This window comes from Pseudomonas halotolerans (genome assembly GCF_039581215.1).
GTDB lineage: Bacteria > Pseudomonadota > Gammaproteobacteria > Pseudomonadales > Pseudomonadaceae > Aquipseudomonas > Aquipseudomonas tehranensis.
The window spans coordinates 70607-97367 of sequence record NZ_JBCNTJ010000005.1 but is presented as its reverse complement, the minus strand read 5'-3'; the positions used below and the strand labels follow the sequence as shown (position 1 = coordinate 97367).

The 26761-nt window shown below is 60.0% G+C and carries 22 protein-coding genes; 10 read left to right on the top strand and 12 right to left on the bottom strand.

The features are described from left to right. The first annotated feature begins 68 nt into the window (after positions 1 to 68). Entirely contained in the window at positions 69 to 1682 is a 1614-nt protein-coding gene (locus AAIS01_RS09190) for an EAL domain-containing protein (protein ID WP_343468852.1), read from the top strand. 6 nt (positions 1683 to 1688) lie between these two features. Here AAIS01_RS09190 and AAIS01_RS09185 read toward each other — a convergent pair whose 3' ends face one another. Together AAIS01_RS09185 and algB are read right to left on the bottom strand one after the other, a co-directional pair. Then, the gene (locus AAIS01_RS09185) at positions 1689 to 3479 is read right to left on the bottom strand and encodes an ATP-binding protein (protein WP_343468718.1); all 1791 of its coding nucleotides are present in this window, start codon (positions 3477 to 3479) and stop codon (positions 1689 to 1691) included. Beyond that, positions 3476 to 4822, bottom strand: coding sequence for a sigma-54-dependent response regulator transcription factor AlgB (gene algB, locus AAIS01_RS09180; protein WP_047229793.1), 1347 nt, complete (start codon positions 4820 to 4822; stop codon positions 3476 to 3478). The genes AAIS01_RS09185 and algB overlap by 4 nt, the downstream gene beginning before the upstream one ends. A 439-nt stretch (positions 4823 to 5261) precedes the next feature. Here algB and AAIS01_RS09175 point away from each other — a divergent pair, with 439 nt between their 5' ends. The 5 genes from AAIS01_RS09175 (at position 5262) to AAIS01_RS09155 (ending at position 9642) form a co-directional block, all read left to right on the top strand. Continuing rightward, positions 5262 to 5549, top strand: coding sequence for a hypothetical protein (locus AAIS01_RS09175; RefSeq protein WP_343468717.1), 288 nt, complete (start codon positions 5262 to 5264; stop codon positions 5547 to 5549). A gap of 80 nt (positions 5550 to 5629) precedes the next feature. Next, complete coding sequence (locus AAIS01_RS09170) at positions 5630 to 5794, top strand: DUF1328 domain-containing protein (RefSeq protein WP_003177151.1); 165 nt, start codon at positions 5630 to 5632, stop codon at positions 5792 to 5794. A 2-nt stretch (positions 5795 to 5796) separates the two neighbouring features. Further along, positions 5797 to 6261, top strand: coding sequence for an inhibitor of vertebrate lysozyme family protein (locus AAIS01_RS09165; RefSeq protein ID WP_339491078.1), 465 nt, complete (start codon positions 5797 to 5799; stop codon positions 6259 to 6261). Positions 6262 to 6965: 704 nt separating this feature from the next. After that, positions 6966 to 8297 (top strand): glutamate/aspartate:proton symporter GltP, encoded by a 1332-nt coding sequence (gene gltP / locus AAIS01_RS09160; protein ID WP_343468716.1) that lies wholly within the window; start codon positions 6966 to 6968, stop codon positions 8295 to 8297. 115 nt (positions 8298 to 8412) lie between these two features. Then, positions 8413 to 9642, top strand: coding sequence for a nucleoside recognition domain-containing protein (locus tag AAIS01_RS09155; RefSeq protein WP_343468715.1), 1230 nt, complete (start codon positions 8413 to 8415; stop codon positions 9640 to 9642). A 43-nt stretch (positions 9643 to 9685) separates the two neighbouring features. Here the strand turns inward: AAIS01_RS09155 and AAIS01_RS09150 are convergent, their stop codons facing one another. The 9 genes from AAIS01_RS09150 to AAIS01_RS09110 all read right to left on the bottom strand — a co-directional run bounded on the left by AAIS01_RS09150 (position 9686) and on the right by AAIS01_RS09110 (position 20207). Beyond that, positions 9686 to 10321 carry an ABC-type transport auxiliary lipoprotein family protein gene (locus AAIS01_RS09150; RefSeq protein ID WP_343468714.1) on the bottom strand — a complete coding sequence of 212 codons (636 nt, stop codon included), beginning with the start codon at positions 10319 to 10321 and terminating at the stop codon, positions 9686 to 9688. Then, a complete protein-coding gene (locus AAIS01_RS09145; protein ID WP_343468713.1) occupies positions 10318 to 11256 on the bottom strand; it encodes an MlaD family protein in 939 nt (312 codons plus the stop codon). The genes AAIS01_RS09150 and AAIS01_RS09145 overlap by 4 nt, the downstream gene beginning before the upstream one ends. Before the next feature lies 1 nt (position 11257). Further along, entirely contained in the window at positions 11258 to 12064 is an 807-nt protein-coding gene (locus AAIS01_RS09140) for an ABC transporter ATP-binding protein (RefSeq protein WP_343468712.1), read from the bottom strand. Further along, the gene (locus tag AAIS01_RS09135; protein WP_343468711.1) at positions 12058 to 13206 is read right to left on the bottom strand and encodes an ABC transporter permease; all 1149 of its coding nucleotides are present in this window, start codon (positions 13204 to 13206) and stop codon (positions 12058 to 12060) included. The genes AAIS01_RS09140 and AAIS01_RS09135 overlap by 7 nt, the downstream gene beginning before the upstream one ends. A 52-nt stretch (positions 13207 to 13258) precedes the next feature. Continuing rightward, positions 13259 to 14287 carry a DUF5924 family protein gene (locus tag AAIS01_RS09130; protein WP_343468710.1) on the bottom strand — a complete coding sequence of 343 codons (1029 nt, stop codon included), beginning with the start codon at positions 14285 to 14287 and terminating at the stop codon, positions 13259 to 13261. A gap of 199 nt (positions 14288 to 14486) precedes the next feature. Further along, positions 14487 to 15869, bottom strand: a complete 1383-nt coding sequence (locus tag AAIS01_RS09125; protein ID WP_343468709.1) for a M16 family metallopeptidase — start codon at positions 15867 to 15869, stop codon at positions 14487 to 14489. 171 nt (positions 15870 to 16040) lie between these two features. Continuing rightward, complete coding sequence (locus AAIS01_RS09120) at positions 16041 to 17699, bottom strand: Na/Pi cotransporter family protein (protein WP_343468708.1); 1659 nt, start codon at positions 17697 to 17699, stop codon at positions 16041 to 16043. Positions 17700 to 18056: 357 nt separating this feature from the next. Beyond that, positions 18057 to 18824 (bottom strand): TerC family protein, encoded by a 768-nt coding sequence (locus AAIS01_RS09115; RefSeq protein ID WP_343468707.1) that lies wholly within the window; start codon positions 18822 to 18824, stop codon positions 18057 to 18059. Positions 18825 to 18899: 75 nt separating this feature from the next. After that, positions 18900 to 20207, bottom strand: coding sequence for a CitMHS family transporter (locus AAIS01_RS09110; protein WP_186653447.1), 1308 nt, complete (start codon positions 20205 to 20207; stop codon positions 18900 to 18902). Between the two features lie 472 nt (positions 20208 to 20679). Between AAIS01_RS09110 and AAIS01_RS09105 the strand changes: the two genes are divergently transcribed. Further along, positions 20680 to 21339 carry an NAD(P)-dependent oxidoreductase gene (locus AAIS01_RS09105; protein WP_343468706.1) on the top strand — a complete coding sequence of 220 codons (660 nt, stop codon included), beginning with the start codon at positions 20680 to 20682 and terminating at the stop codon, positions 21337 to 21339. 24 nt (positions 21340 to 21363) lie between these two features. Here the strand turns inward: AAIS01_RS09105 and AAIS01_RS09100 are convergent, their stop codons facing one another. Beyond that, the gene (locus AAIS01_RS09100; protein ID WP_343468705.1) at positions 21364 to 22314 is read right to left on the bottom strand and encodes a choline sulfate utilization transcriptional regulator; all 951 of its coding nucleotides are present in this window, start codon (positions 22312 to 22314) and stop codon (positions 21364 to 21366) included. A gap of 114 nt (positions 22315 to 22428) precedes the next feature. Between AAIS01_RS09100 and betC the strand changes: the two genes are divergently transcribed. The 3 genes from betC (at position 22429) to AAIS01_RS09085 (ending at position 26654) form a co-directional block, all read left to right on the top strand. Beyond that, positions 22429 to 23943 (top strand): choline-sulfatase, encoded by a 1515-nt coding sequence (gene betC, locus AAIS01_RS09095; RefSeq protein WP_343468704.1) that lies wholly within the window; start codon positions 22429 to 22431, stop codon positions 23941 to 23943. A gap of 15 nt (positions 23944 to 23958) precedes the next feature. Further along, positions 23959 to 24879 carry a choline ABC transporter substrate-binding protein gene (gene choX / locus AAIS01_RS09090; protein WP_343468703.1) on the top strand — a complete coding sequence of 307 codons (921 nt, stop codon included), beginning with the start codon at positions 23959 to 23961 and terminating at the stop codon, positions 24877 to 24879. Positions 24880 to 25085: 206 nt separating this feature from the next. Continuing rightward, positions 25086 to 26654, top strand: coding sequence for a SulP family inorganic anion transporter (locus AAIS01_RS09085; RefSeq protein ID WP_343468702.1), 1569 nt, complete (start codon positions 25086 to 25088; stop codon positions 26652 to 26654). Positions 26655 to 26761 lie beyond the last annotated feature (107 nt).

Here is a 26761-nt window from a genome sequence, read left to right as displayed (position 1 = left end):
CGTCCGACGGTCAGGGCTAAATTCAAATCAGAAGCTATAACTCATTGGTAACTTTCGGATTACCAATGATGACGCCTGCCCGCGAAACCCTGCAAAGCTGGCTCCATCGCCCGTTTCTCCTGGCGATGATGGCGGCTGTCCTGAGTACCGTGCTGTTGCTGGGGGCCAGTCTGTTTGTCGTGATACAGCAAATCCAGCAGCGTGAAAGCGACCAGATGAATGCTCAGGGCGAACGCTTTTTGCAACGACTTGAGCAGCTTTTCGGACAGTTGCGCGAAAGCCTCGACGATCTGCAAAACCAGCCGCTACGCCGATGCGACGACGACATGATCGCGACGCTGCAACAGGTCAGCTTCAACTACCGTTTTGTCTACGAAGCGGCGTATATCGATAGCAGCGGGGTTTGTTCCAATCGCCCTCGCCTCAGCGGATTATCGGTGGTTCGACCGCCTGACATCCGGGGACCGACCTACAGTTACTGGCTCAATACCACCACTGAGCCCGATGAAAACCGTGCGGCATTGATGCTGGGTCGCGGCAATTTTCGTGTTGCCACTTCCCGCGGGCATCTGACCGATGTCGTTGATTTGCCGCCCGGCAGCAGCCTGTTGGTGGTGCTCGATCAGGGCCAGCGGGCTATACCGGTGCTGGGTACCGATCAATACTGGCCGCCCACGGAGCCTTGGCCTTCGGAAAGCCGCAATGCACTGCAAGTGACGCAGAATCGCCTGATCTATCGGATGCAGACCGACAGCCCGGAGTATCAACTGGTGCTGATTGCTCAGCGCAACGGTTTCAATATCCCCTCCAACGCCTGGTGGCTAATGCCCATCAGCCTGATGCTGGGTCTGGGGATTGGTTTCCAGGTATTCCTGCTGGCGCGTCAGCGTCAGTCGATGGACGCCGAATTGCACGGGGCCATCCGGCGCGGAGAGCTGCAGGTGCTGTACCAGCCGATCTTCGACCTGCGCAGTCGCAACTGCGTCGGCGCTGAAGCCCTGCTGCGCTGGCGGCGACCGGACGGCACGCTCACCAGTCCGGACCTGTTCATCCCGATGGCGGAGAACACTGGGCAGATCCGCCAGATCACAGACTTCGTGTTGCAACGCCTGTTCGACCAACTGGGCCAGTTACTGCGGGCCAATCCGCAGCTGTACATCTCGGTGAACCTGGCGGCGTGTGATGTGATGGTGCCACGCATCGGCGAAGTGATCGCCCGCCTACTGGCATTGCATCGGGTATCGGCGCACCAGATAGCGTTTGAAGTGACCGAGCGCGGATTGGTCGATGTCCTGGTCGCCCGGGACAATCTGCAATCGCTGCGCGATGTCGGGCATCAGGTGTTGATTGATGACTTCGGCACGGGCTATTGCAGCCTCGCTTATCTGCAAACCTTGCCGGTGGACTGCCTGAAAATCGACAAAGCCTTTATCGACGCTTTGGGACACGACGCCGCCAGCAGCGGCGTGGCCCCGCATATTATCCGCATGGCCCACGCGTTACAGCTCAAGGTGATTGCCGAGGGCATCGAGCATGAAGCCCAGGCGTCTTACCTGAGCAGCGAAGGGGTGACTTTCGGGCAGGGTTGGCTGTTTGCCCACGCGCTCAGTGCCGTGCAGTTGATCGAGCTGATTACCCGCGGCCGGCGTCGGCTGGGACGACGTATGGACGATGAGGCTTGAGCCAGCTTAAACCGTCAGCGCCATGTAGAACTGAGTGCCCTGCCCCGGACGTGAATAAACGCCCATGCGCCCGCCGTGGAGCTGGACGATTTCCTTGCACAGCGCCAGACCCAACCCTGCGCCGCCCTTCTTGCGCCCGACCTGGACGAAAGGTTCGAAGATCCGGCCCTGCTGGCCGTAGGGAATGCCTTCCCCATTGTCTTCGACGCTGATGATTACCCGCTCGCCGTGGCGACGGGCCTGCAGGCGGATCTGACCATGGTCGCCCGTGTGACGCATGGCATTGTCGATCAGGTTATCCAGCACTCGATCCAGTTGCGCAACATCGGCATGCAAGTGTGGCAACGGGCCTTGGATCGCCACGAGCAGTTCGATCCCCTTGGCTTGGGCGGGTGTGGCAAACCGCAGCCGTGCCGACTCCAGCAACTCTTCGATGGAGCAAGGTGCCAAGGTCAGCTTTTGCAGGCCGTTCTGGTAGCGGGAGAAGTTCAGCAGGTCATTGATAAGCTGCATCAGGCGCTGCATTTCTTCGTTGACGGTATTGAGCAGGTCGGCTTCGCGCGATTCTTCAGGAAAATGCACGCGCTCCTGCAACAAGCCAAACGCCATGTGCATACCGGTCACTGGCGTGCGCAGCTCGTGGGACGCGCGCAACACGAACTCACTGCGCACCCGTTCGAAAGCGCGTTGCTCGGTGACATCGTGCAACACCATCACCGCCCCGAGGATGTGCCCCTGAGTATGGCTCACGGGGGTGAGGCTGTAAGTCAGCAACCGCGACTCGCCATCCACGTCGATACTCAAATCCTCCGGCGCCCGTTCCAGCGTTCCCCCGCGCAGAACCAGTCGCAGTTCCTCATCCAGCTCCTTGCGTTCCAGCGCCTCGCCCAATCCCTGGCCCAGGCGCTCCTCGTCCCAACCCAACTGACGCTGGGCTACCGGGTTGAGGTGCTCCAGGCGCCCCTGGCGGTCGATCATCAGCAAGCCGTCGTCGATGCTGTCGAGTACCGCTTGCAAGCGTTGCTGGCCGGCGAGTAGCTCATCGACATTGGTGGCCTGATGCTCACGCAGGGCCTGAGCCATGATGCCGAAACGGCGAGTCAGCAGGTTCAACTCGGCGGCCGAGGAAATCGGCAGCGTCACTTCGAAATTGCCCTGGCCGATGTCATCCGCCGCCGCTGCCAATGCTTCGATCGGCGCCCCGAAACGTCGGGCGATGCCATGGGCCGTGATGAAGCCGATGATCAGCACCGCCAGTCCCACCAGGCCCAGTAAACTGGAAATCAGCAACGCGCGCTCGCGCGCCTTGTTCTGGGTGTCGCTGATGTTGTTCAAGGCCCGCCGATAAGCGTCAATCAAGCCCGTGCGCAGCACGTTGAATTTTTCGGTGAGGTTCTGGATCCCCGTGAGTTGGGTCGGTAGCTGGCGAGAGGCTGAAAAAGCCTCGAGAAAACTGATGTAATCGGCTTTGGCCTTGCTGAAGCTGTCGGCTGAATCATCCAGTACTTGTTCGTGGGCGATGCCTTCGTCAAGCAACTCGAAATATTGCCGTTTGGATTCTTCCAGAGCAGCCAGGTCGGGCTTGTCATCGAGCATGATGATCAACTGGTCGCCCAAGGTCTGGCGCAGCTTGAGGCCCAGATCGAGCAGGATGAAGTTGTCGCGCACCGATTGTTCCTGGGTATTGGCCATCTGTACCACGCTGACCAAGCCAAGCATCAGCCCCAGCAATGCCACGGTAATCAGCGCCGAGATACTCAGAAACAGCCGTGTGCGCAGCTTCATCGCCAGTTTCATAGGTTGTATTGCTTGCGTTTGCGATACAACGTGGAGGCATCGATACCCAGGGTCTTGGCGGCCTGATCCAGCGTGTCGGCCGTGGCCAGCACTGCGCCAATATGCGCCTTTTCCAGTTCGTCGAGGCTGAGCGCAGCGCCGATTCGCGGGGCATTGTTGACGGGTTGCTCAGCCATGCCCAAGTGGCTGATTTCGACTTTTTCCTGCGCGCAGATGATGCTGGCGCGTTCGACCACGTTGCGCAGCTCCCTGATATTGCCAGGCCAGCGATAGCCTAGTAGGGCTTCGCGAGCCTCGTCGCTGAAGCCGCGTGCCGGGCGGGCGTACTCCTTGACGAAGCGGGCCAGGAAGCGATCAGCCAATGTCAGAATGTCTTCGGCCCGTTCGCGCAACGGTGGCAGGTGCAGGGTGATGACATTCAGGCGGTACAGCAGGTCTTCGCGAAAGCGCCCGTCACGCACCATGTCTTCAAGGTTCAGGTTAGTCGCTGCGAGAATCCGCACATCGGCACGCCGGGTCACCGGGTCGCCGACCCTCTCGTATTCCTTGTCCTGAATGAAACGTAGTAACTTGGGTTGCAATGTCAGGGGAAAATCGCCGATTTCGTCGAGAAAAAGCGTGCCGCCGTCGGCCTGGTTGACCCGTCCCAGCGTGCTCTCACTGGCGCCGGTAAACGCGCCGCGGCTGTGGCCGAACAGTTCGCTTTCCATCAGTTCAGCGGTCAGCGACGGGCAGTTGATCGTCACGCAGGATTTCTTCGCGCGCTTGCTCCAGCCGTGGATGGCTCTGGCCAGTTCACCCTTACCTGTGCCGGACTCGCCAAGGATCAGGATGTTGGCGTCAGTGCTGGCGACCTGGCGAGCGGTTTCGAGGACGACCTTCATCGCCGGGCTGTGGGAGTCGAGGCCATCATTGGGTTTGCGCACTTCCCCTTCCAGCGCTTCCAGACGCGCCGACAACTGGCGCACCTCCAACTGTTTGGCGGTCGCCAGACGTAGTTGATCAGGGCTGCAAGGCTTGACCAGATAGTCGGCGGCGCCGGCCTGGATCGCATCGACCGCAGTGTCGACCGCCGAGTGGGCGGTGACGATCACCACCCGCATCCAGGGTGCCTGGATGCGCATTTGCGCCAGGACATCCAGACCGTTGTCTTCTCCCAGGCGCAAGTCCAGAAAACACAGGTCAAACACCTGCCGCTGCAGCAGGGTATCGGCCTGGGCAGCGCTGTTGGCAGTGGCGACGCTGTAGCCTTCGTCTTCCAGGCAGTAACGGAATGTACGCAGGATGGCGGACTCATCGTCTACCAGCAGAATACGGCCTTGATGCTCAGTGGCGGATTCCATTTTTCCTACGCTCCTTAAATGAATGATGATGGTTAGTGTCAGAAAAATCGGGCAAGTTGCATGGTCGTTTCTGAGGGGGATATTACCCACCGACAGCCTACCTGTGGGTATCTGACTCCTAAAAGATTGATTTGGGTCCTTTTTTTGCTCCTACACCCGCCTCGTACGGTACGGCTTGCTCCTTCCGACATCTATTTCCGACGAGCAATTCAAAAAAGATTCTATCGCGTCTGCCCCCGTCGTTCGTGCATTACGCACGACGCTTGACGGGACCATCGTGCAGGATGCGCTTCGGTGGTTTCGTAGTGTCTTCATAACTTGTTGATTTTAAAGGTTTTTGTTTCAGTAAAAGTTCTGGCATGGCGACTGCAATGGTCAGGTAAACGTGGCGTCAAGGCGCCTCAACCAGATCGCCACTCGGGGTGGGAGGAATTTCAGGATGAATCGTCAACGTGCCGCTCAGTTTCGAATCTCTGCCTTGCCTGTTCAGCAGGGTTTGTGGGCTGTAGTGGCCCTGTTGATCACGCTTGTGGCAGGCCAGCAGTTGATGCTTTGGCACCAGAGCCAACAACCTGAAGCGCCTCTGCTGTCGATTCAGCGAGCCCCGCAAACTCATTTCAGCGCGGTCAGCAGCCTCTCGGATGTTGCGGCCTCGATGCGGATGATGGAAGTCGACCAGGTTCAGCCTGAGCATGACCTGCCCCGGCAGGAGCGCTGGGTGTTTTAACTCGATGAACCGGTCGTCCACTGCACCGGAACCATCACCGCAAGACCCTCACTAAATAGAAAAGCGTAAGGAGAATCACCATGTTGAGCTGGGCAATTACATTCCTGATCATTGCCATCATCGCTGCGGTACTGGGCTTCGGTGGTATCGCAGGCACCGCCACGGGCATCGCCAAGATTCTCTTTGTCGTGTTCCTGGTGATGTTCATCGCTTCGTTCTTCTTTGGCCGCCGCGGTCGAGGCTGACCATGAGCGTCGCATTGAAAGGACTGGTCGCCGCCCTGCTGTTGGGCGGCGGTACCATGGCCATGGCTGCCAATGACGGACAGATGCGGGTCAATCAGTTGCTCAAGGCCGACCCGCAATATGTCGAGACTTGGCAGCAAGTGGTTAAAAAGGAAGAGCGTCTGCCCGAATGGGTGATGAACCTGTCAGGCGATTCGCAACAGATGAATGCTGTTGAGGAAGATGGCGATAAATACCTGGTAGGCCCGTTGTGCGAAACCGAGGCGACCTGCCGCAGCAAGCGCCTGTTTGTCGCTTTCAGTTTCGACAAGGATGAGGCCTATGCGCTGTTGGTTGAAGTCCCTGCCGGACTGCCCGCCGACAAGTCGCCGACCCGCCATGCCGATTACCGGTTCCTCGGCAATCCCGATGAAGGTATGCAAGAACTGTTAATGGAGCAACTCAAGAAAGACCCAAACTGGTACTGATTCTGAAAGCGAGAAAAGCACGGTGCTTTTCTCCTCTGCACAGTCCGATGAGGGCCGATGCATGACCAGGGGGCCGGGACGCTCTGCCTGCTTTTGGGGCGCAGTGACCTACGGGCACAAGGGGTGCCTGCGCAAGGGCCGGGTCAGGAAAAAGCGTCCACGCAGGTTCGCACAATCATGATGATTGACGAACTTGCGTGGAGCTTCGTGCCTTGTAAAACTCTTGCTAGAGCGGTTGCCTGGTCTGGTGTCTGTGCTGCCTCCCCCGTATCGCCCTCATTTTTCAACGCCGCCCCACTCCCGCGAGGCTGACCGTATATCGGAGATTTATCCGGCCGGTCCGCTCTTTCGGCCCCGCTTCATTCTTCTGACGTTTGACTGTTTTTAGCAGCACGGGACAAAAAGCCCGCGGCTCTGATAGGGCCGGTTCACGGCACTTTTGCCTGCTGAAATGGCGTATTCGCACCGATGGGTCCAGACGTTTTATTTCCCAATCTTCATGCCGATTCGGCATAGGGTAGGCGTTTACGGCATTAGACGCCCCACCTTTGCATCGCAATAGTTGCGCCTTTTTTCGCCTGCCAGTGCGCCTGTGGCGCGTACTCGGGGTGACCTTATAGGGGGCAGCGGCACGCATTCGTATCGCCATTGGGTGGTTCAGTGTGTGGCAGTTGCCCGAGTCCAACTGCAGTAAGGGTAATGATATGAAGAAGGCAAGACTCAGCCTCGCCTGGCAGATCCTCATCGGTCTGGTGCTCGGGATTGCGATTGGCGCGTTGCTCAACCATTTCAGTGCCGAGAAGGCCTGGTGGATCAGCAACGTGCTGCAACCGGCAGGCGATATCTTTATCCGTCTGATCAAGATGATCGTGATCCCGATTGTGATTTCCTCGCTGATCGTTGGTATTGCCGGGGTCGGCGACGCCAAGAAACTCGGGCGTATCGGCCTCAAGACCATCCTTTATTTCGAAATCGTCACCACTATCGCCATTGTCGTCGGCTTGTTGTTGGCCAATTTCTTCCAGCCAGGCAACGGCATTGACATGAGCACCCTGGGTACGGTGGATATTTCCAAGTACCAGGCCACGGCCGCCGAGGTACAGCATGAACATGCGTTCATCCAGACCATCCTCAATCTGATCCCGTCGAACATCTTCGCGGCGGTTGCTCGCGGCGAGATGCTGCCGATCATTTTCTTCTCCGTATTGTTCGGCCTGGGTCTGTCCAGCCTGCAATCGGACCTGCGCGAGCCGCTGGTGAAAATGTTCCAGGGCGTGTCGGAAAGCATGTTCAAAGTCACCCACATGATCATGCAATACGCCCCGATTGGCGTGTTCGCCCTGATCGCGGTGACGGTGGCCAACTTCGGCTTTGCGTCCCTGCTGCCGCTGGCGAAGCTGGTGATCCTGGTTTACGTCGCCATCGCGTTCTTCGCCTTTGTGGTGCTGGGTCTGATTGCACGCCTGTTCGGCTTCTCCGTGATCAAACTGATGCGCATCTTCAAGGATGAGCTGGTGCTGGCCTACTCCACCGCCAGCTCCGAAACCGTGTTGCCACGGGTGATCGAGAAGATGGAAGCCTACGGCGCGCCGAAGGCGATTTGCAGTTTCGTGGTGCCGACCGGTTATTCGTTCAACCTTGACGGTTCGACCCTCTACCAGAGTATCGCGGCGATTTTCATCGCTCAGTTGTACGGCATCGATCTGTCCATCAGCCAGCAATTGCTGTTGGTGCTGACCTTGATGGTGACTTCCAAAGGCATCGCCGGCGTACCGGGTGTTTCCTTCGTGGTGTTGTTGGCGACCCTTGGCAGTGTCGGTATTCCGCTGGAAGGTCTGGCATTCATTGCCGGTGTCGACCGCATCATGGACATGGCCCGTACCGCGCTGAACGTGATCGGCAATGCCCTGGCCGTGCTGGTCATTTCCCGCTGGGAAGGCATGTACGACGATGCCAAGGGCCAACGCTACTGGAACTCCCTGCCCCACTGGCGCAGCAAAGAGCCGTTGCCGATGGGGGAAGTTTCCAGTCGCTGACACACAAGGATCTTTGTGATCCCCTGAAGCAACAAACGAACCCCGGAGAAATCCGGGGTTTGTCGTTTCTGCCAGCCCCGCTATCATTCGCGGCATCTTCCGGGGGACTTAACCGATGCTCAATGGCCTGTGGCTTGGCTTCTTTATCGTGGCAGCCGTGTCGGCGCTGGCGCAATGGCTGATCGGCGGTAACGCCGGGATCTTCGCCGCCATGGTGGAAAGCATTTTTGCCATGGCCAAGCTATCGGTGGAGGTGATGATCCTGCTGTTCGGCACCTTGACCCTGTGGCTGGGGTTTCTGCGCATCGCCGAAAAGGCCGGTATCGTCGACTGGTTGGCCAAGGCGCTCGGGCCTTTGTTTTTGCGGCTGATGCCGGAGGTGCCGGCGGGCCATCCGGCGATCGGCCTGATTACCCTCAACTTCGCGGCCAACGGCCTGGGGCTGGACAACGCCGCGACCCCGATCGGCCTGAAGGCCATGCGGGCCCTGCAGGACTTGAACCCCAGCCCGACCATCGCCAGCAATGCACAAATCCTGTTCCTGGTGCTCAACGCGTCATCGCTGACGCTGCTGCCGGTGACTATTTTCATGTACCGCGCCCAGCAAGGCGCGCCAGACCCGACCTTGGTATTCCTGCCGATCCTGCTGGCCACCAGCGCCTCCACCCTGATGGGGCTGCTGTCGGTGGCCTTCATGCAGCGCCTGCGCCTGTGGGACCCGGTCGTGCTGGCTTATCTGGTTCCGGGGGCGTTGGTACTGGGCGGTTTCATGGCCCTGCTGGCGACGCTCTCAGCCACGGCGCTGGCCGGGCTTTCCTCGATTCTCGGTAACCTGACGCTGTTTGGCTTGATCATGTTGTTTCTGGTGGTCGGCGCGCTGCGCAAGGTCAAGGTGTATGAAGCTTTTGTCGAAGGCGCCAAGGAAGGCTTTGACGTCGCCAAGACGCTGCTGCCATATCTGGTGGCGATGCTGTGCGCTGTCGGCGTGCTGCGAGCCTCGGGGGCGCTGGATTTCGGTCTGGACGGGATACGGCACCTGGTGCAATGGGCCGGTTGGGATACCCGTTTTGTCGACGCCTTGCCGACTGCCATGGTCAAGCCATTCTCCGGCAGCGCCGCCCGGGCCATGCTGATCGAAACCATGCAGACGTCCGGCGTGGACAGCTTCCCCGCGCTGGTGGCCGCGACCATTCAGGGCAGCACCGAAACCACCTTCTATGTGCTGGCGGTGTACTTCGGCGCCGTGGGTATCCAGCGGGCGCGGCATGCGGTGGGCTGCGCGCTGCTGGCCGAGTTCAGCGGAGTCGTGGCGGCGATCGGCGTTTGCTACTGGTTCTTTGGTTGAACCCCATCCCCTTGCCACTGGCTCGGATGGCCATGCCGGGCCTTTAGGGGTGTGCCGGTAGCGCCAGGCGCTGGCCTTGTTCCACCGTCCAGCTCACAACCTCGGCCGTCAGTCGGTCGCTGGCCTGGCCGAAACCTTGCACCACGGCTGGCACTTGCACGTCGCTCAACGGCTGACGGACTTCAAAGCGATGACTGGCAAGAATGCGTTGGTCAAATCCCCGTACCAGCAATGCGTCCAGGCGAATCACCACGCTGGCCTCTGCACCTTGGTATTCGGTCTGGAAGGCCTGCAATTGGCCACCCAACTCCAGATCCGTTTGCAGGTTGCTGTCGGCGACACTCAATAGCCCGACACGTCCATCCTGGGCGAAACCATCGAGCAAGCGATTGCGCAGCAACACCGGTGCCGGGTCGCTCCAGCGGGAGGCGGCGTAGCTGCTCAACAGATTGCCGTGGGGAATGACCGCTATTTTAGGGCTGTTGAGCACTTCGCTGGCCTGCGGGCTGGCCAGGCGCAATGACCATTTCACAGGGGTGCCCGGTGCTATCGGCGCCTGTGTGGCGGGTAAGCGATAGATGTCCGAAGGCTCGGCCTGGGGCAGAATCGAGCAACCGCCAACCAGGACACATCCTGCCAGCAAGAGGATAGGGCGGACGAACCGGTCAAACGGCTTCATGGCGTGAATTCCTTGTTCTTGTCACTGCCCAGCAAATAGCCGCTGGGGTTGGCATCCAGGCGCCGGGAAATACCCCGCAATGCGCTCAAGGTGTCGCGCAGCTCCCGCACGGCCGGCGACAGGGCATTGAGCCCCTGCATGCCGTTATTGAGCGCGTCGCGATTGTCGTTCAGCAGTTTATCGAGGGTCGCGGTGCTGCGGGCCAGCGATTGCATGGCCTGGTCTGCGCTGCTCATGACCTCTTTGCCCTGATCGTTGAGCAGGCCGTTGGCGCTGCGCATCAATGCCGTCGTCTGCTCCAGTGTGGCGCTGGCCTGTTTGCCGACCGCTGCCAGTTGCTGCATGGCCTGGCGAATATCGCCGCGTTGATCGGCGATGACCCCGGTGGTTTGCTCCAAGTGTTCAAGGGTCTTGCCCAGCCGCTGGACATTGTCCGAGGAAAACACCTCGTTGGCGTTATGCAGCAGCAGGTTGATACTGGTCATCAGGTCATCGCTGTTGTTCAGCAGGCGGGCGATAGGCGAGGGCGCTGCGATGATCACGGCGGGCTCGCCATCGTGCCCGGTCAGTGGCGGGCTATTGGGAGTGCCGCCGCTGAGTTGGATAATCGAGGTGCCGGTGATGCCGGTCAGTGCCAGTTTGGCCTGGGTGTCCTGTTTGACCGGTGTTTCAGCACTCAACCGGACCCGCGCCAGTACCCGGCGCGGGTCGTTCGGGTCCAGGCGCAGATTGACCACGTCTCCGACCTTGATGCCGCTGTACTCCACCGCGCTGCCTCTGGACAAGCCGCTGACCGCTTCGTTGAACACCACTTCGTAATCCTTGAACTCGCTGTCCACGCTGGACTTGGCCAGCCACAACCCAAACAGCAGGGCCCCGACCACCACGATCACGGTGAACAGGCCGATCAATACATGATGGGCTCGGGTTTCCATGTCAGACCTCGTTCAATTGTGTCGCGGCCGTCAAGGCCGCGCGGCCGCGAGGGCCGTGGAAGTATTCATGAATCCACGCATCGTCGGTTTCCGACACTTTGTCGATAACGTCGGCCACCAGCACTTTTTTCTGGGCCAGCACCGCCACCCGGTCGGTGATGGTGTAGAGCGTGTCCAGGTCATGGGTGACCAAAAATACGCTCAAGCCCAAGGCGTCGCGAAGCGTCAGGATCAATTGGTCGAACGCTGCCGCGCCGATGGGGTCGAGGCCGGCGGTGGGTTCGTCGAGAAACAGGATGTCCGGGTCCAGGGCCAGCGCCCGGGCCAAGGCTGCACGCTTGATCATGCCGCCGGACAGCGAGGCGGGGTATTTGTCCGCCGCCGATAGCGGCAGCCCGGCCAACGCCAGTTTCACCGCCGCCAGATGCTCGGCATCGGCCCGGCTGAGCCCGGCGTGTTCGATCAGGGGCAGGGCGACATTCTCTGTCACGGTCAGCGAAGAAAACAGCGCGCCTTTTTGAAACAGCACCCCAAAGCGTCGCTCCACTTGCGAACGCTGGGCCTGGGGCAGGCTCGGCAGGTCCTGGCCGAACACTCGCACGGAGCCTTCACTGGGCCGGTTCAAGCCGACAATGCTGCGCAACAGCACTGATTTGCCACTGCCGGAACCGCCCACCACGGCAAGGATCTCGCCCTTGTAGACGTCCAGGTCGAGGTTCTCGTGCACGCTCTGCCGGCCAAAGCGATTGCACAAACCACGTACCTGAATCACCGCCTCGGTGGGCGGCCTGGAAGGTCGACTCACCATTGCATCTCCATGAAAAACAGCGCGGCCACCGCATCAAGCACGATCACCACAAAAATTGATTGCACCACGCTCGAGGTGGTGTGAGCCCCGACAGATTCGGCGCTGCCGCTGACTTTGAAGCCTTCCAGGCATCCCACCGCGGCAATCAGGAAGGCAAAGATCGGCGCCTTCACCATTCCCACCACGAAATGCTGGACGCCGATGTCCGACTGCAATAGCGTCAGGAACATCGCCGGAGAAATATCCAGCGACAGGGCACATACCACTCCGCCGCCGACAATGCCCGAGAGCATGGCCACAAAGGTCAGCATCGGCAGTGCCACCAACAGTGCCAGCACTCGCGGCACCACCAGCAACTCGATGGGATCGAGGCCCAGGGTACGAATCGCGTCGATCTCTTCGTTGGCCTTCATCGAGCCGATCTGGGCGGTGAAGGCGCTGGCGGTGCGACCTGCCATGAGAATCGCAGTCAACAACACGCCGAATTCGCGCAGAAACGAGAACGCCACCAGGTCCACGGTGAAAATACTGGCGCCGAAATCGGCCAGCACCGTCGCCCCGAGAAACGCCACCACCGCGCCCACCAGAAACGTCAGCAGGGCGACGATAGGGGCTGCGTCCAGCCCCGTCTGTTCGATGTGAACCACCATTGGGGTCATGCGCCAGCGTTTCGGGCGAAACAGGCCCCGGGCCAGTGTTTCAAGGATCAAGCCGACAAAGCCCAGCAATTGCAGGGTATCTTGCCAGACCTTGTCCACGGCTCGACCGATGCGTGTCAACAACTGGGTCACGACACTCACCGTCGGCTCTTTGACCGGCACGCAGAAGTCGGTCAGCGAGCAATAGACCGTCTGCAACAGTGCCCGATCGGCGGACGACAAAGTGCAGTCGCGGTGCTCGGCGGTCTTGCCCAGCCGCTCGGCGCCCAGCAGTTCCACCAGCAACGAGGCGCCGGCGGTGTCGAGGGCACCCAAGCCATTGAGGTCGATCAGGGTGTTGTCGTCGTACTGGCCGCGCAGCGAGTCGCTCAAACGCTTGAGCTGCGTGTAGTGAGCCAGTGTCCAGTCCCCGCTGATCCATAGCTGCGCCGGGGCGCGAGACCGATCCAGTCGGGCACTGCCAACAAGCGTGTCAGGGGTCATAAGCGCCATGCTCGTTCGGCTCGAAAAGTACTAGCTAATAGCACGACCGGCATTATTTTGCCCCAGGCTCGATTGCACCGCTGACCTTGAAGCGCAAGACACCAATCACCTGGCCATTTTCCGTCAGCACCCGCACCTGCCATTTACCCGTGGGGTTTTCCGGGAAGTTCTGCTTGTGGGTCCAGGCGCGATAGCCTTCCTTGCGCCCACCATGAATGTCCAGGGCGATGCGGTCCACTTCTTTGCCGTTGAATTGCCAGACGTGATAAATCCGCTCATCAAGGCCTCGGGGCGCGTTGATAGCGGTGTAGGCATACAGACCGTTGCCGCGGATCTGCTCAGCGCTGACTTCCTTCAGGCTGGCGCCCGGTGTGCGGTCCTCCAACTGGGTGCTGATCGCCACCTCGGTCATCCACAAGGTTGCCGGCGGCACCCAGGAGCGCAGCACCCACCCGGCGGCGCCGATCCCCACCGTGATGCACAGAATCGCCAGGGCGTTGCGCACGGTGCGGATCGGAAAGATCGAAGCCAGGCTGGGGAACGACAACAGCATGGCAATGCCCAGCGCCAGCTTGAAGCTCTGGTCGGTGGTCAGGTGCAGGATGATGGGCAGCGCGGTGAGCAGGGCGGCAAACAGCGTCAGGGTGTGCAGTGCCAGGAACGCCCAGCGCCGGGGCGCCAGCCATTTGTAGTACAGCGGATCAATGATCGAGACCAGTGCCGAGGCCGCCAGCAGGCCGGTGAAAATCACTTGGCTGCTGTTCCAGGTGGTGGTGATGAAAAAGAACGGCAGGACGAAAAACAGGCTTTCCTGGTGAATCATCTGCGTGGCGTAACGCAACAGCGGCTGCGGGATTTCCCGTTTGAAGATGCGGGTAAAAAGCCGGGTCAGGCTATTCTCCAGCATCAGCCAGAGCCAGCTCACCAGCATGATGATGGCGATCCAGGTGGCCAGGCCCTGCTGGCGGTCCACCAGCATGAAACTGCCGACCCCGGAGATGAAGCCACCGAGCGCAATGACCCCTGGATAGCGCTTCATCAATTCAAGGATGCGCTGGATATAGACCGTCAGGTTTTGCATTCGGTAGTTTCACAATAAGTCGTAGGAAATATCCCTGACAGAGTATCGCCAGGACCTCGATGTGACGAGCACTCTTGTGGTGAGGCCTGTAGGAGCTGCCGAAGGCTGCGATCTTTTGATCCTTTGATCTTTGATCTTTCGCTTGCGATTCAATTGCCAGGGGAAAGATCGCAGCCTCGTTGCACTCGTCAGCTCCTACTCAGCTCCTACGTCGTCGGCGTACCTGCCATGTCACCAAGCCGAGCAGCAACAGCCCCAGCAAACCGCCTACCCCCCATACGAACTCATCATCACCGAGCAAGGGCTTCTCGATACGCAGGTAACCGGGATCCTTGAGCAATTCACGCAGGGCTTGGTTGGCCTGCTCCAGGCTCACCGCCTGAAGGCGAACGGCCGGATTGGTGAAGCGGCCGTCATCGTAATCGCCAAGGGCACCCCAATAGTAATCGGCCAGTGCGCTGTTGCCTTGAACCGCCCAGGACTGATGGGCGATGGCGGCGCGTTTGATGCGCACGAAACTCTCCGGGTCCAGGCCATCCTTGAGCAAGGTGGTGCGCATTTGCTCCAGCGCCTGCTCGGCCTGGGGCAGGTCATCGCGGGCCAGGTCCGCGTTCAGGCTGAAGAAGCCAACGCCGCCAAACACCTCGCGCTCCACCCAGGGCCCGTAGGACAGGCTACGGGCCAGGCGCAGTTGGCGATAGAGCGCCCAGTCCAGATAGTCCTTGAGCAGGTCGAAGGTTTCGTCGTGCTGTTGTTCGAGCACCGGTTCCGGAAACAGCCAATGAAGCTTGGCGCTGTTGCCCACCAGGCCGCGCATCAGGTTGCGCTTGGTGACCGCGCTGTAGCGGATCTGCGGTAACGCTGCGTGAGCGCTGGGCTCGACCGGCTCCAGTTCACCGAAGGTTCGTTCCAGATAGGCCGGTAACAACCGGTCCAGGTCGCCGACCACGATCAGCGTCATGTTGTTCGGTGCATACCAGGCCTTGCGGGCCTGCTCGATCCTGGCAAGGGTGAGGTGACCGACCTCGGCGCGCTCCGCACAGCGCAGTCCCAATTCCACTGCCAGTTGATTGCCTGCCTTGTGGCCCAGGTCCTGATGATCGAGCCAGCGTTGCAGATGGGTGTAGTGGCCGCCATCCTCGCGTTCCACCACCCGTTTGGCCGCCTGCAGGGCGTTGTCGTCGATGCGAGTACGTGTCAGCAGTGCCATCAACAGGTCCAGGACCTTACGTTGGTTGCGCGCCGGTGCCTCGATGACGAACGCCGTGTCGGCGTTGCTGGTGAAGGCGTTCCATTCGCCGCCCAATGCCTGCATGCGCTCTTCCAGCCCGCCTTCGCCGCTGTCATCGACGCCGCTGAACAGCAAATGCTCAAGCAGGTGGGGCAGTTCCTTATCGGTGCAACTGAAGTCGTCCAGCCCTACGCCCACCACCAGGCGGATCGCCACATGCCCGCGCTCGTTGCCCGGCTTGAGCAGCAATTGCATACCGTTGGGCAGTACGTACCCTTCGACCTGGAATCGATCCAGCGCGAACACCGGCAGTGAACCGAGCAAAAGAACGGCGAGCAACAGACAACGCATAGCGAGCTTCCTGGCGGCTGATTGGAGGTCCATGTGCCGGGCAGGCCGTTGACGCAGGCATTACGCGGCCCCCCTCGAGCCAGGTGAATGTTCATGGCGACGTGGGGCCGGCTTGCGCGCGAAGGGTTTAGGCCCAGGCCAATCTTACTGACTGACCAATACGCCAGTCGTTCAAGGTGAATGGGTGACGTCGGACATTTCATCCACGGCGAGCGCACCGGTCTCGGATGTCTCCAGCACGACGTAGGCGCTGCCGCAGAACAGCGAGTTGAGGCGTTTCATGTCGGCGATCAGCTCAAGGTGCAGGGAACTGGTTTCGATGCTTTGTACGATTTTTCGCTGTAGACGGCTGACATGTGCGTGGGCCAGTCGTCTTTCTTGCGCTCGAAAGCGACGTTTCTCACGCAACAGCTGACGGGCGCTCTCCGGATCGGCACTGAGAAACACCGACAATCCCAGCCGCAGATTGGCGATCAACTGGCTGTGCAGCGCCGCCAACTCTTCCAGGCCCACTTCGGAAAAGGACCGACGTTGCGCGGTTTTCTGCTGCTGGACCTTGCGCAACATGCGTTCAATGAGGTCGCTGGCCAGCTTCAGGTTGATCGCCAGCTCAATGATTTCCGCCCATCGGCGGCTGTCCTGTTCACTGAGGTCCTCACGGGGCATTTGGGCCATATACAGTTTGATGGCGCTGCACAGGGCCTCGACGTCATCGCCCATGCTCCGTACTTGTTGGGTCACCGCCGTCTGCCCGCCGCGCAGTACGTCGAGCATGGCTTCGAGCATGGTTTCGATCAGATCGCCGATGCGCAGGGTTTCCCGGGCAGCGTTCGCCAAGGCCAGGCTCGGCGTGGCGAGGGCGGTGAGGTCCAGGTGCCGGGGCTTGGCCGTGCCATTGGTGTCGGGGCGCTCCGGCAGCAGCCACGCACAGAGCCTGGCCATCGGCCCGACGCTGGGCAGCAGCACCAGGCAGCGCACGGTGTTGTAGAGCAGGTGAAAACCGATCACCGTTTCCTGGTGGCTGAAATCCAGGCCGTCCAGCCAGCCTACGAGTGGATCGAGCACCGGAATAATCAACAACAGGCCGATCAGCTTGTACAGCAGGCTGCCCAGCGCCACCTGGCGGCCGGCGGCGTTCTGCATGCTGGTGCTGAGAAAGGCCAGCACGCCGCTGCCGATGTTGGCGCCGATCACCAGGCCGATGGCCACCGGCAGGCTGATCACCGCCGCGCCGGCCAGTGTCGCGGTCAGCAGCACGGCGGCGAGACTGGAATAGGAGATCATCGCGAACAGCGCTCCCACCAGCGCATCGAGCAGGATGTCGCCGGTCAGCGAGGCAAAGATGACTTTCACGCCTTGGGCCTGGGTGATGGGCGCGGCGGCTTCGACAATCAATTGCAGCGCCAGGATGATCAAGCCCAAGCCGATGCCGACCCGGCCCATTTGCCCCAGGCGGGTCTGTTTGCGCGACAGGAAAAAGATCACCCCGAGGAAAATCAGCAGCGGCGATAACCACGACAGGTCCAGGGTCAGTACCCGCGCCATCAGCGCCGTGCCGACATCGGCGCCAAGCATGGTCGCCAGGGCAGGGGTCAGTGCCATCAGGCCCTGGCCGACGAACGAAGTGACCAGCATGGCCGTGGCATTGCTGCTCTGGACCATGGCAGTGACCATGATGCCGGCGACGAACGCCAGCCAGCGTTTGGACATGTTTTGGCCAATGACATGGCGCAGATTCGTGCCATAGACCCGCAAAATGCCGGTACGGACGATGTGCGTACCCCAGATCAGCAGGGCCACGGCGGAGAGCAAGTTCAGCAGGGTCAGCATGAGAAGCCCCCTGTTAGCGTCCCAAAGGGACCAATTGACGGTGCCACATTTTTTTTCGTTGTACTTAAGCTGTAGTTGGCCAACGGTTCGAGCGCCAGCATTGCATAGCTAAAGACGGGTTGAAACAAAACTGTCATAAAAAGCCGATGGATCGGAAGTGTCAGTGATCTTGTGGGAGCAACTGTCCCTGTGGGAGCAAAGCTTGCTCGCGATAGCAGTGATTCAGCTTGCATCCAATGTTGAATGTGCCTCTGTCATCGCGAGCAAGCTTTGCTCCCACAGGTTTTGCATCCGGTTGCTTTCCGGCAGGCATGAAAAAGGGGCTCGAAAGCCCCTTCGTTCATTGCCCTTTGCCGCTTACTGACCCGGCATATCCTTGCGCAGTTTCACCGGATCCTGCTGCTTGCGCTTGCGCGCCATGGCGGTGCGCATCTTGATGTTGAACGCTTCGACCGCCAGGGAGAAGGCCATGGCGAAGTAGACGTAGCCTTTTGGTACGTGCACGTCGAACGATTCGGCGATCAGCACGGTACCCACCACCAGCAGGAACGACAACGCCAGCATCTTCAGCGATGGGTGCTTATCGATGAACTCACTGATGGTGCCCGCCGCCAGCATCATCACCAGCACAGCCACGATGATTGCCGCGACCATCACCGGGACATGGGAGACCATGCCCACGGCGGTGATGACCGAATCCAGGGAGAACACGATGTCGATGATCGCGATCTGGACGATGGTGTAGATGAAGTTGCCGCCCTTGCCCGTAGGCGTCTCGCCGGTTTCATCTTCGCCTTCCAGCGCGTGGTACATCTCCTGGGAGCTTTTCCACAGCAGGAACAGGCCACCGAAGAACAGGATCAGGTCCCGCCCGGAAATGCCCTGGCCGAACACTTCGAACAGGTCGGCGGTCAGGCGCATGACCCAGGTAATGGACAGCAGCAACAGGATCCGCGTGATCATGGCCAGGGCCAGACCGAAGATCCGGGTGCGTGCCTGCATGTGCTTGGGCATGCGGCTGACCAGGATCGAGATCATGATGATGTTGTCGATGCCCAGGACAATTTCCAGGGCGGTCAGGGTAAAGAAGGCAACCCAGATTTCCGGGTTGGTCAGCCATTCCATGTGAGTTCCTTTAGCGAGTGTTGGGCCGCGCCGCGCCTTCGATGATCGAAAGGGGCGACGCAACGGGCATTGCTTTTATAGAGTGCTGAACAGCGGAAAAATCCCCATCAGCAAGGCGGCAAACATTATGCACAGGCAAACCAATACTGCCCACTTCAAGGTGAAACGTTGATGGTCACCAAACTCGATTCCGGCCAGGGCCACCAGCAGGTACGTCGACGGAACCAGCGGGCTGAGCAGATGGACGGGCTGGCCAACGATCGAGGCGCGGGCCATTTCAACGGCCGTGATGCCGTAATGGCTGGCCGCTTCGGCCATGACCGGTAGCACCCCATAATAAAACGCATCGTTCGACATGAAGAAGGTGAACGGCATGCTCACCAACGCGGTGATCACCGCCAGGTAAGGGCCGAGGAAGTCAGGGATCACCGCCAGCAGGCTCTTGGACATGGCGTCGACCATGCCGGTGCCGGACAGGATACCGGTGAAGATACCCGCCGCGAAAATCAAACCGACCACTGCCAGTACGCTACCGGCATGCGCTGCAACGCGGTCTTTCTGCTGTTGCAGGCAAGGGTAGTTGACGATCATCGCGATGCTGAACGCCACCATGAACAGCACCGGCAGCGGCAGCAGGCCGGCGATCAGCGTGCACATCAGCGCCAGGGTCAACGCACCGTTGAACCAGATCAGCTTCGGACGGCGGGCGTCCGGGAATTGGGAAACGCTGATTTCGCTGTGGTCGATGTCATCACCGGCCAGGTGCAATTCACCCAGACGGGCGCGCTCGCGTTTACCGTACATGTAGGAAATCGCCAGGATCGCTGCAACGCCGGCCAGCATCGCAGGAATCATCGGCACGAAGATGTCGGACGGATCGACATGCAGCGCACTGGCCGCACGGGCTGTCGGGCCACCCCAGGGGGTCATGTTCATCACGCCACCGGCCAGAATGATCAAACCGGCCATGATCCGTGGGCTCATGCCGATGCGGCTGTAGAGCGGCAGCATCGCCGCCACGCAAATCATATAAGTGGTCGCGCCGTCACCATCAAGGGAAACGACGAGCGCCAGAACGGCGGTGCCGACCGAAACTTTCAACGGGTCGCCCTTGACCAGCTTGAGGATCTTGCGCACGGCCGGGTCGAACAGGCCGGAGTCGATCATCAGGGCAAAATAAAGAATCGCGAACATCAGCATCACCCCGGTCGGGGCAAGCTTGGTGATGCCTTCGAGCATCATCGGACCGATCTTGGGAGCAAAACCACCGAACAGGGCGAACAGGATCGGGATGATGATCAGGGCAATCAGCGCGGACAGGCGCTTGGTCATGATCAGGAACATGAACGTGATGACCATGGCAAAGCCAAGGAAAGTCAGCATAGGAAATACTCCAGGCGTGGCGCGACGGGCAAAGGCGAACCGGACAGGTCAGCGCAGGATGCAGAGCACGGGACGGACGGAGGGAGTTGACGCGACGGGACGGGTAGCAGCGGACATCAGAATCACCATTGTTGTTGTTAAAAGGGCCTGGCGAGCATTCGAAACTCACTTCTGGCCGACCGGTCTGTTGCCGGTAGTGGGGGCGATCCTAATCGCGCAAGCTTTCAACTACCTTTCGTTGCAGACAATGGTGTTTTTGTAGGGGAGCAAGCTTTGCTCCCACAGACAATCTGTGCTCCACCGATAAGTCAAACCACTGAAGGATCCAACGGCCGCGCCGCGCCCATCCAGATCGCATGGTCGCGGTAGCCCTTGATCCGATGCATGTGCCGCTCCTCGAAAACTGGCCGAACCGAGGTCGTCTCCCTCGGGTCAGAGCCTTTACACGCAGGACAAAAAAGGAAAAACAGCCATGAAAAATGCCGAAACCCCGGTCACCAAAGTGGTGCTCTATGGCGCCATGAGTAGCCTTGGCGGTGCGTTGATGGCTGAAATGTTACGGCGCCAGCACGAAGTCATCGCTGTTCTCGACGACCTTACGGCCCTGGCGCCGCGCCCCGGCCTGCGGACCAAGACCGGCGACCTCTACGATCCCCAGCGGGTCAAGCAAAGCGTTGCCGGTGCCAATGCCGTGGTGTGTCTGTTGAACGCCCCGGGGTTGCCGATGAACAGCGAGCATGTGGAGCGCACGCTCATTCCTGGTCCCGTGGAGCAGGTGTTGGCCGTGGATGCACTGATCGCCGGGATGGAAGCGGCGAGTGTTCCCCGGCTGTTTCTGGTGGGCGATTTCGCCGTGCTCGACGAGGAGCAGGCGGACGATGTATTGCAGCGCCATGCCGCCGAGGAAGTCCTCGACGCCCTGAACAACAGCACGTTGCAATGGACCCTGATTGACTCACCCTACGCAACGCCCGGCTTGAGCATCGAGCACTTCAGCCAGGTCAGCACGAGCCTGGAACCCGGCATGGCCGAATCACTGGAGCGGCTCGGCCGTGTAGCCGTAGGCATTGCCGATGAGCTGCGCTTGAATCTGCATGTGGGCGAGCATGTCAGTTTTGTCGCCGCCCTGTAGGCGCTGTCCAGGGCTACGACCTGTTCAAACCGCAATGGAAGGTAATGCCAAACCCGTTAGCGATTCGGCGCTGTTGGCCTGCTCCGCCATCAACCAGTCCACAAACTGCCTGATCAACACTCCGCGCCGTTTACGCTGGGGCAAGACCACGTAATACCCTGACCGCGACAGCACCGTTTCCGCGACCGGTCGGCACAGCAGCCCTTGGGCCAGTAAGTTATCCACAAGGTATCGCCAGCCGATGGCGACACCCTGACCGCCAATCGCCGCCTGGATCAACAAGGTGTAGTTGTCGAAGCGCAATTGCCCGGGCGCCGGTGGCGAGGTGATGCCCAGTTCGCGGAAAACGCCACTCCAGTCGAACCAATGGCTACTGTTTTCCCCGCGCAAATGCAGCAGCGGGAATTCTGACAAGGCTTGAGCCGACAAGGGCAGGGAGCGTTCTTTGAGCAACAGCGGGCTACACACCGGAAAGACTTCTTCGCTGAACAGCCAGCGACTTTCGCCTTGTTTGAAGCGACCGTCGCCAAACAGCACCGCAACGTCGATGTCCGTGCGCAGCATGTTGTGGTTGCGTTCGCTGGTCACCAGGCTGACGTCCACCTGCGGGTTGGCCGCATGAAACCGATGCAAGCGTGGCATCAGCCAATAGGCGGCAAAGGCGAAGTCTGTGGCGACTTGCAGCACTTCATGCTGATGCTGGGCGGTGATCGCGTTCAATCCTGCGTCGATATTCTGTAAACCGGCCTGGACCTGCTCGAAAAGGATCATGCCGGCCTCGGTCAGTTCGATACCGCGGTAGATGCGATCAAACAAGCGCGTACCCAGCTGCTCTTCCAGGCGCTTGATTTGTTGGCTGATGGCCGGTTGCGTGGTGCCCAGCTCGATCGCCGCCGCCGTGAAACTGCGGTGGCGGGCTGCGGCTTCAAAGGCGCGGAACAGGTCGAGGGACAGGTTGCCCAAGGCTTCATACATAAGCTGTGCTTATCCTAGTCATTGCCTTACATGGGCTTTACCCATAAAGACGGGAGTTACATGCTCAATCGCAGCAATTTCGCATAACTGTTTACTATGGAATGCCGCGAATACATGAAGCGCAAGAACATTCTTTTCATCATGGCCGATCAAATGGCCGCGCCAATGTTGCCGATCTACGGTCCTTCGCCGATCAAGCTGCCGAACCTGTCGCGTCTGGCCGAGCAGGGCGTGGTGTTCGACGCCGCGTATTGCAACAGCCCACTCTGCGCACCGTCGCGCTTTACCCTGGTGAGCGGCCAGTTGCCCAGCAAGATCGGCGCCTACGATAACGCGGCGGATTTTCCTGCGGACGTGCCGACCTACGCCCACTATCTGCGGCGCCTGGGTTACCGCACGGCGCTGTCCGGCAAGATGCACTTTTGCGGGCCGGACCAGTTGCATGGCTATGAAGAACGCCTGACCAGTGACATTTACCCGGCCGATTACGGCTGGTCTGTGAACTGGGACGAGCCCGACGTGCGGCCAAGCTGGTACCACAACATGTCCTCGGTGTTGCAAGCCGGACCGTGCGTGCGCACCAACCAGTTGGATTTTGACGAAGAAGTGGTGTTCAAGGCCCAGCAGTATCTGTTCGACCACATCCGCGAGGATGGCGACCAGCCGTTTTGCCTGACGGTGTCCATGACCCACCCACACGACCCGTACACCATTCCCAAGACCTTTTGGGATATGTATGACGACAAGGACATCCCGTTGCCGCAAACCCCGGGGCAAGCGGAACTGGACCCGCATTCCCAGCGTCTGCTGAAAGTGTATGACCTGTGGGACAAGCCGCTGCCTGTGGATAAGATCCGTGATGCCCGCCGCGCATACTTCGGTGCGTGCAGCTACATTGACAGCAACGTCGGCAAGTTGCTGCAAACCCTCGAAGACACCGGCTTGATGGACGACACGATCATCGTGTTCTCCGGCGATCATGGAGACATGCTCGGTGAAAAGGGCCTCTGGTACAAAATGCACTGGTTCGAGATGGCTGCTCGTGTGCCCCTGTTGATCAGTGCACCGGGCCAGTTCGCCAGCGGGCGGGTCGGTGCGGCGGTGTCCACTGCCGACTTGCTGCCGACCCTGGTGGAGTTGGCCGGTGGCACGCTGGAGCCCGGACTGCCACTGGATGGCCGCTCGCTGGTGCCCCATTTGCAGGGGCAGGGCGGGCATGACGAGGTTTTTGGTGAATACATGGCCGAAGGCACCATCAGTCCGTTGATGATGATCCGTCGTGGACCATGGAAATTCATCTACAGCGAAGATGATCCGTGCCTGCTGTTCGATGTGCGCAATGACCCCAAAGAACTGGAGGACCTCAGTCAATCGGCTGAGCATCAGTCCCTGTACGCCGACTTTCTCGCCGAGGCGCGAGCCAAATGGGATATCCCGGCCATTCATCAACAGGTGCTCGCCAGCCAGCGCCGTCGCCGTTTCGTCGCCCAGGCATTGACCCTGGGCAAACTCAAGAGCTGGGATCACCAGCCGCTGGTGGACGCCAGCCAGCAGTACATGCGTAACCACATCGACCTCGATGATCTGGAACGCAAGGCCCGTTATCCACAACCCTGCCAAAACCAATAACGTAAGGGGAAGCACATGCAAAAGTTATCCACAGTACTGACCGCCGGGCTGTTGGCGTTGAGCAGTGTTTCGGCGTGGGCCGAGCAAAGCTGCGAGACGGTGAAAATGGCCGACCCAGGCTGGAGTGACATCGCTGCGACCAATGCCATCACCGGCTTCCTTCTGGAGGGCATGGGCTACAAGGCCAAGGTCGACACCCTCGCGGTGCCGATCACCTTCGGCGGCCTCAAGGATGGTCAGGTTGATGTATTTCTGGGTAACTGGATGCCGGCGCAGCAGGGTTTCTACGACAAGTTCGTAGCCAATGGTGATGTCACCCAACTGGCCAAGAACCTGGACGGCACCGAATTCACCCTGGCGGTCCCGGACTATGTCTGGGACGCGGGTGTGCATAACTTTGCCGACCTGAACAAATTCGCCGACAAGTTCGACAAGAAGATCTACGGCATCGGTTCAGGCGCCCCGGCCAACCTCTCCCTGAAGGAAATCATCAAGACCAATGATTTCGGCATGGGCGAGTGGAAACTGGTGGAATCGAGCGAGCAGGCCATGCTCGCGGAAGTTGCCCGGGCAGTAAAGAAACAGAAGTTCGTGACCTTCCTTGGCTGGACACCACACCCTATGAACGTGCAGCTGAAAATGCACTACCTCAAGGGCGGTGAGAAGTATTTCGGCGACACGGGCAGCGTCTATACCCTGACGCGCAAGGGTTATGCACAGGCCTGCCCGAACGTCGGCAAGCTGTTGACCAACCTGAGCTTCACCCAGGAAATGGAAAACAGCATCATGGCCGAGGTGGTGAACAACAAAGTCAGCAACGCCGACGCGGCCAAGGCCTGGATCAAAGCCAACCCGGCGGTGCTGGATAAATGGCTGGAGGGCGTGAAGACCCTGGATGGCAAGGATGCGTTGGCGGCGGTGAAGGCCAAGCTGTAAAGCCTGTGTCCAGTGAGCCGGCTTTTGTGGCGAGGGAGCTTGCTCCCGCTGGGTTGCGAAGCAGCCCCGAAACCTGAAGGCGCAGTATCAGATAGCTCTGCGTGATCGGTTTTGGGAGCGCTACGCGCTCCAGCGGGAGCAAGCTCCCTCGCCACGGGTGGTCGCTCGCCTGATACTCTTGCGCCAAACCCAGTCTTTGAGGCCCCATGGCATTTCCCACCCGCCATTCACTCTTTCCATTCCTGAGCTGGCTGCCGCGGCAGACCCGCGCCAGTGTCGGCCGTGACCTGATCGTCGGCCTGAGCGGCGCGATTCTCGCGTTGCCACAGTCCATTGCCTACGCCCTGATCGCCGGATTACCGCCAGAGTACGGCTTGTATGCGGCGATTGTGCCGGTGTTGATCGCCTGCCTGTGGGGATCGTCGTGGCACCTGATCTGCGGCCCTACCGCGGCGATTTCCATTGTCCTGTATGCCAGCGTCAGTCCCCTGGCCATGCCGGCCAGCCAGGACTACGTCACCTTGATCCTGTTGCTGACGGTGCTGGCGGGGGTTTTCCAATGGTTGCTGGGGCTGTTGCGTTTCGGTGCGTTGGTGAATTTCGTCTCACACTCGGTGGTGTTGGGCTTCACCCTGGGGGCGGCGGTGGTGATCGCCCTGGGACAATTGCCCAACCTGCTGGGTCTTGATCTGCCCAACGAAGCCACGGCGTTGAAAGGGTTGTTGATGTTGATCAGCCACATCGAGGCTGTGGATAAACCTTCGTTGTTCCTGGGTCTGGGAACGCTGGTGCTGGGCGTGGTGCTCAAACGGCTGCTGCCGCGCTGGCCGAGCCTGTTGATTACTTTAGTCATCAGCAGCCTGGTGGTCTGGCTCTGGCCAGGGATGTTCGGGCATGTCGCGTTGGTCAGCGCCTTTGCCGGGCACCTGCCGCCTTTCTCTGCGCTGCCGCTGGACCTGGACCTGATTCTGCGCCTGCTGCCCGGCGCCGTCGCGGTGGGCATGCTTGGGTTGGTGACCAGCCTGTCCATCGCCCGTTCGTTATCGGTACGTTCCGGGCAACTGCTGGATGCGAACCAGGAGGTCAGGGCGCAGGGGCTTTCCAATATGGTGGGGGGCTTCTTTTCCGGGTCCTTGTCAGCGGGTTCCTTTACCCGTTCCGGCCTCAGCTATGAGGCGGGCGCCTGTTCGCCCCTGGCCGGGGTGTTCTCGGCGCTGTGGGTGGCCTTGTTTGCGGTAACCGGTGCGAAGCTGATTTCCCACATTCCGATTCCGGCCATGGCCGGCAGTATTCTGCTGATTGCCTGGGGGTTGGTGGACTATCGCGGTGTCCGGTCGCTGTACCGCGTGAGCCGCGCCGAATTCGTGGTGATGGGCCTGACCTGCCTGGCCACGCTGCTGCTGGAGCTGCAAACCGCTATCTACGCCGGTGTGCTGGCGTCGCTGTTTTTCTACCTCAAGCGCACCTCGCAGCCGAGGGTGCAACATTCCCACGAGGGAGAAGCCGACATCCTGCGGGTGGGCGGCTCGATCTTTTTCGGTGCCAGCCACTACCTGCAAGTGCGCCTGCAACGGTTGCAGGCACAACGGGTGGTGATCGATGCGCAGCAGATCAACTTCATTGATTATTCCGGGGTGGAAATGCTCCACCAGGAAGCCCGGCGCCTGCGGGGCCAGGGGCGTAGCCTGACGTTGCGCAGGGCCAGGCCGCATGTGGTGGAGGAGTTGAAGAAGCTGGAAGGGCCGGAGCACTGCCCGATTCTTTTCGAGGACTGAAAAGCTTCAGATGAATGCAATTTGTGGCGAGGGTTTATGTGGGAGCAAAGCTTGCTCGCGATGCAGGCACCACGGCTTTTCCAGAGACCGCGCCGAATTCATCGCGA

What these genes read in the sequence shown, in the direction of transcription:
- AAIS01_RS09190 (WP_343468852.1), top strand. Translation starts at nt 69, where the DNA reads ATGACGCCTGCCCGCGAAACCCTGCAAAGCTGGCTCCATCGCCCGTTT.
- AAIS01_RS09185 (WP_343468718.1), bottom strand. Translation starts at nt 3,479, where the DNA reads ATGAAACTGGCGATGAAGCTGCGCACACGGCTGTTTCTGAGTATCTCG.
- algB (WP_047229793.1), bottom strand. Translation starts at nt 4,822, where the DNA reads ATGGAATCCGCCACTGAGCATCAAGGCCGTATTCTGCTGGTAGACGAT.
- AAIS01_RS09175 (WP_343468717.1), top strand. Translation starts at nt 5,262, where the DNA reads ATGAATCGTCAACGTGCCGCTCAGTTTCGAATCTCTGCCTTGCCTGTT.
- AAIS01_RS09170 (WP_003177151.1), top strand. Translation starts at nt 5,630, where the DNA reads ATGTTGAGCTGGGCAATTACATTCCTGATCATTGCCATCATCGCTGCG.
- AAIS01_RS09165 (WP_339491078.1), top strand. Translation starts at nt 5,797, where the DNA reads ATGAGCGTCGCATTGAAAGGACTGGTCGCCGCCCTGCTGTTGGGCGGC.
- gltP (WP_343468716.1), top strand. Translation starts at nt 6,966, where the DNA reads ATGAAGAAGGCAAGACTCAGCCTCGCCTGGCAGATCCTCATCGGTCTG.
- AAIS01_RS09155 (WP_343468715.1), top strand. Translation starts at nt 8,413, where the DNA reads ATGCTCAATGGCCTGTGGCTTGGCTTCTTTATCGTGGCAGCCGTGTCG.
- AAIS01_RS09150 (WP_343468714.1), bottom strand. Translation starts at nt 10,321, where the DNA reads ATGAAGCCGTTTGACCGGTTCGTCCGCCCTATCCTCTTGCTGGCAGGA.
- AAIS01_RS09145 (WP_343468713.1), bottom strand. Translation starts at nt 11,256, where the DNA reads ATGGAAACCCGAGCCCATCATGTATTGATCGGCCTGTTCACCGTGATC.
- AAIS01_RS09140 (WP_343468712.1), bottom strand. Translation starts at nt 12,064, where the DNA reads ATGGTGAGTCGACCTTCCAGGCCGCCCACCGAGGCGGTGATTCAGGTA.
- AAIS01_RS09135 (WP_343468711.1), bottom strand. Translation starts at nt 13,206, where the DNA reads ATGACCCCTGACACGCTTGTTGGCAGTGCCCGACTGGATCGGTCTCGC.
- AAIS01_RS09130 (WP_343468710.1), bottom strand. Translation starts at nt 14,287, where the DNA reads ATGCAAAACCTGACGGTCTATATCCAGCGCATCCTTGAATTGATGAAG.
- AAIS01_RS09125 (WP_343468709.1), bottom strand. Translation starts at nt 15,869, where the DNA reads ATGCGTTGTCTGTTGCTCGCCGTTCTTTTGCTCGGTTCACTGCCGGTG.
- AAIS01_RS09120 (WP_343468708.1), bottom strand. Translation starts at nt 17,699, where the DNA reads ATGCTGACCCTGCTGAACTTGCTCTCCGCCGTGGCCCTGCTGATCTGG.
- AAIS01_RS09115 (WP_343468707.1), bottom strand. Translation starts at nt 18,824, where the DNA reads ATGGAATGGCTGACCAACCCGGAAATCTGGGTTGCCTTCTTTACCCTG.
- AAIS01_RS09110 (WP_186653447.1), bottom strand. Translation starts at nt 20,207, where the DNA reads ATGCTGACTTTCCTTGGCTTTGCCATGGTCATCACGTTCATGTTCCTG.
- AAIS01_RS09105 (WP_343468706.1), top strand. Translation starts at nt 20,680, where the DNA reads ATGAAAAATGCCGAAACCCCGGTCACCAAAGTGGTGCTCTATGGCGCC.
- AAIS01_RS09100 (WP_343468705.1), bottom strand. Translation starts at nt 22,314, where the DNA reads ATGTATGAAGCCTTGGGCAACCTGTCCCTCGACCTGTTCCGCGCCTTT.
- betC (WP_343468704.1), top strand. Translation starts at nt 22,429, where the DNA reads ATGAAGCGCAAGAACATTCTTTTCATCATGGCCGATCAAATGGCCGCG.
- choX (WP_343468703.1), top strand. Translation starts at nt 23,959, where the DNA reads ATGCAAAAGTTATCCACAGTACTGACCGCCGGGCTGTTGGCGTTGAGC.
- AAIS01_RS09085 (WP_343468702.1), top strand. Translation starts at nt 25,086, where the DNA reads ATGGCATTTCCCACCCGCCATTCACTCTTTCCATTCCTGAGCTGGCTG.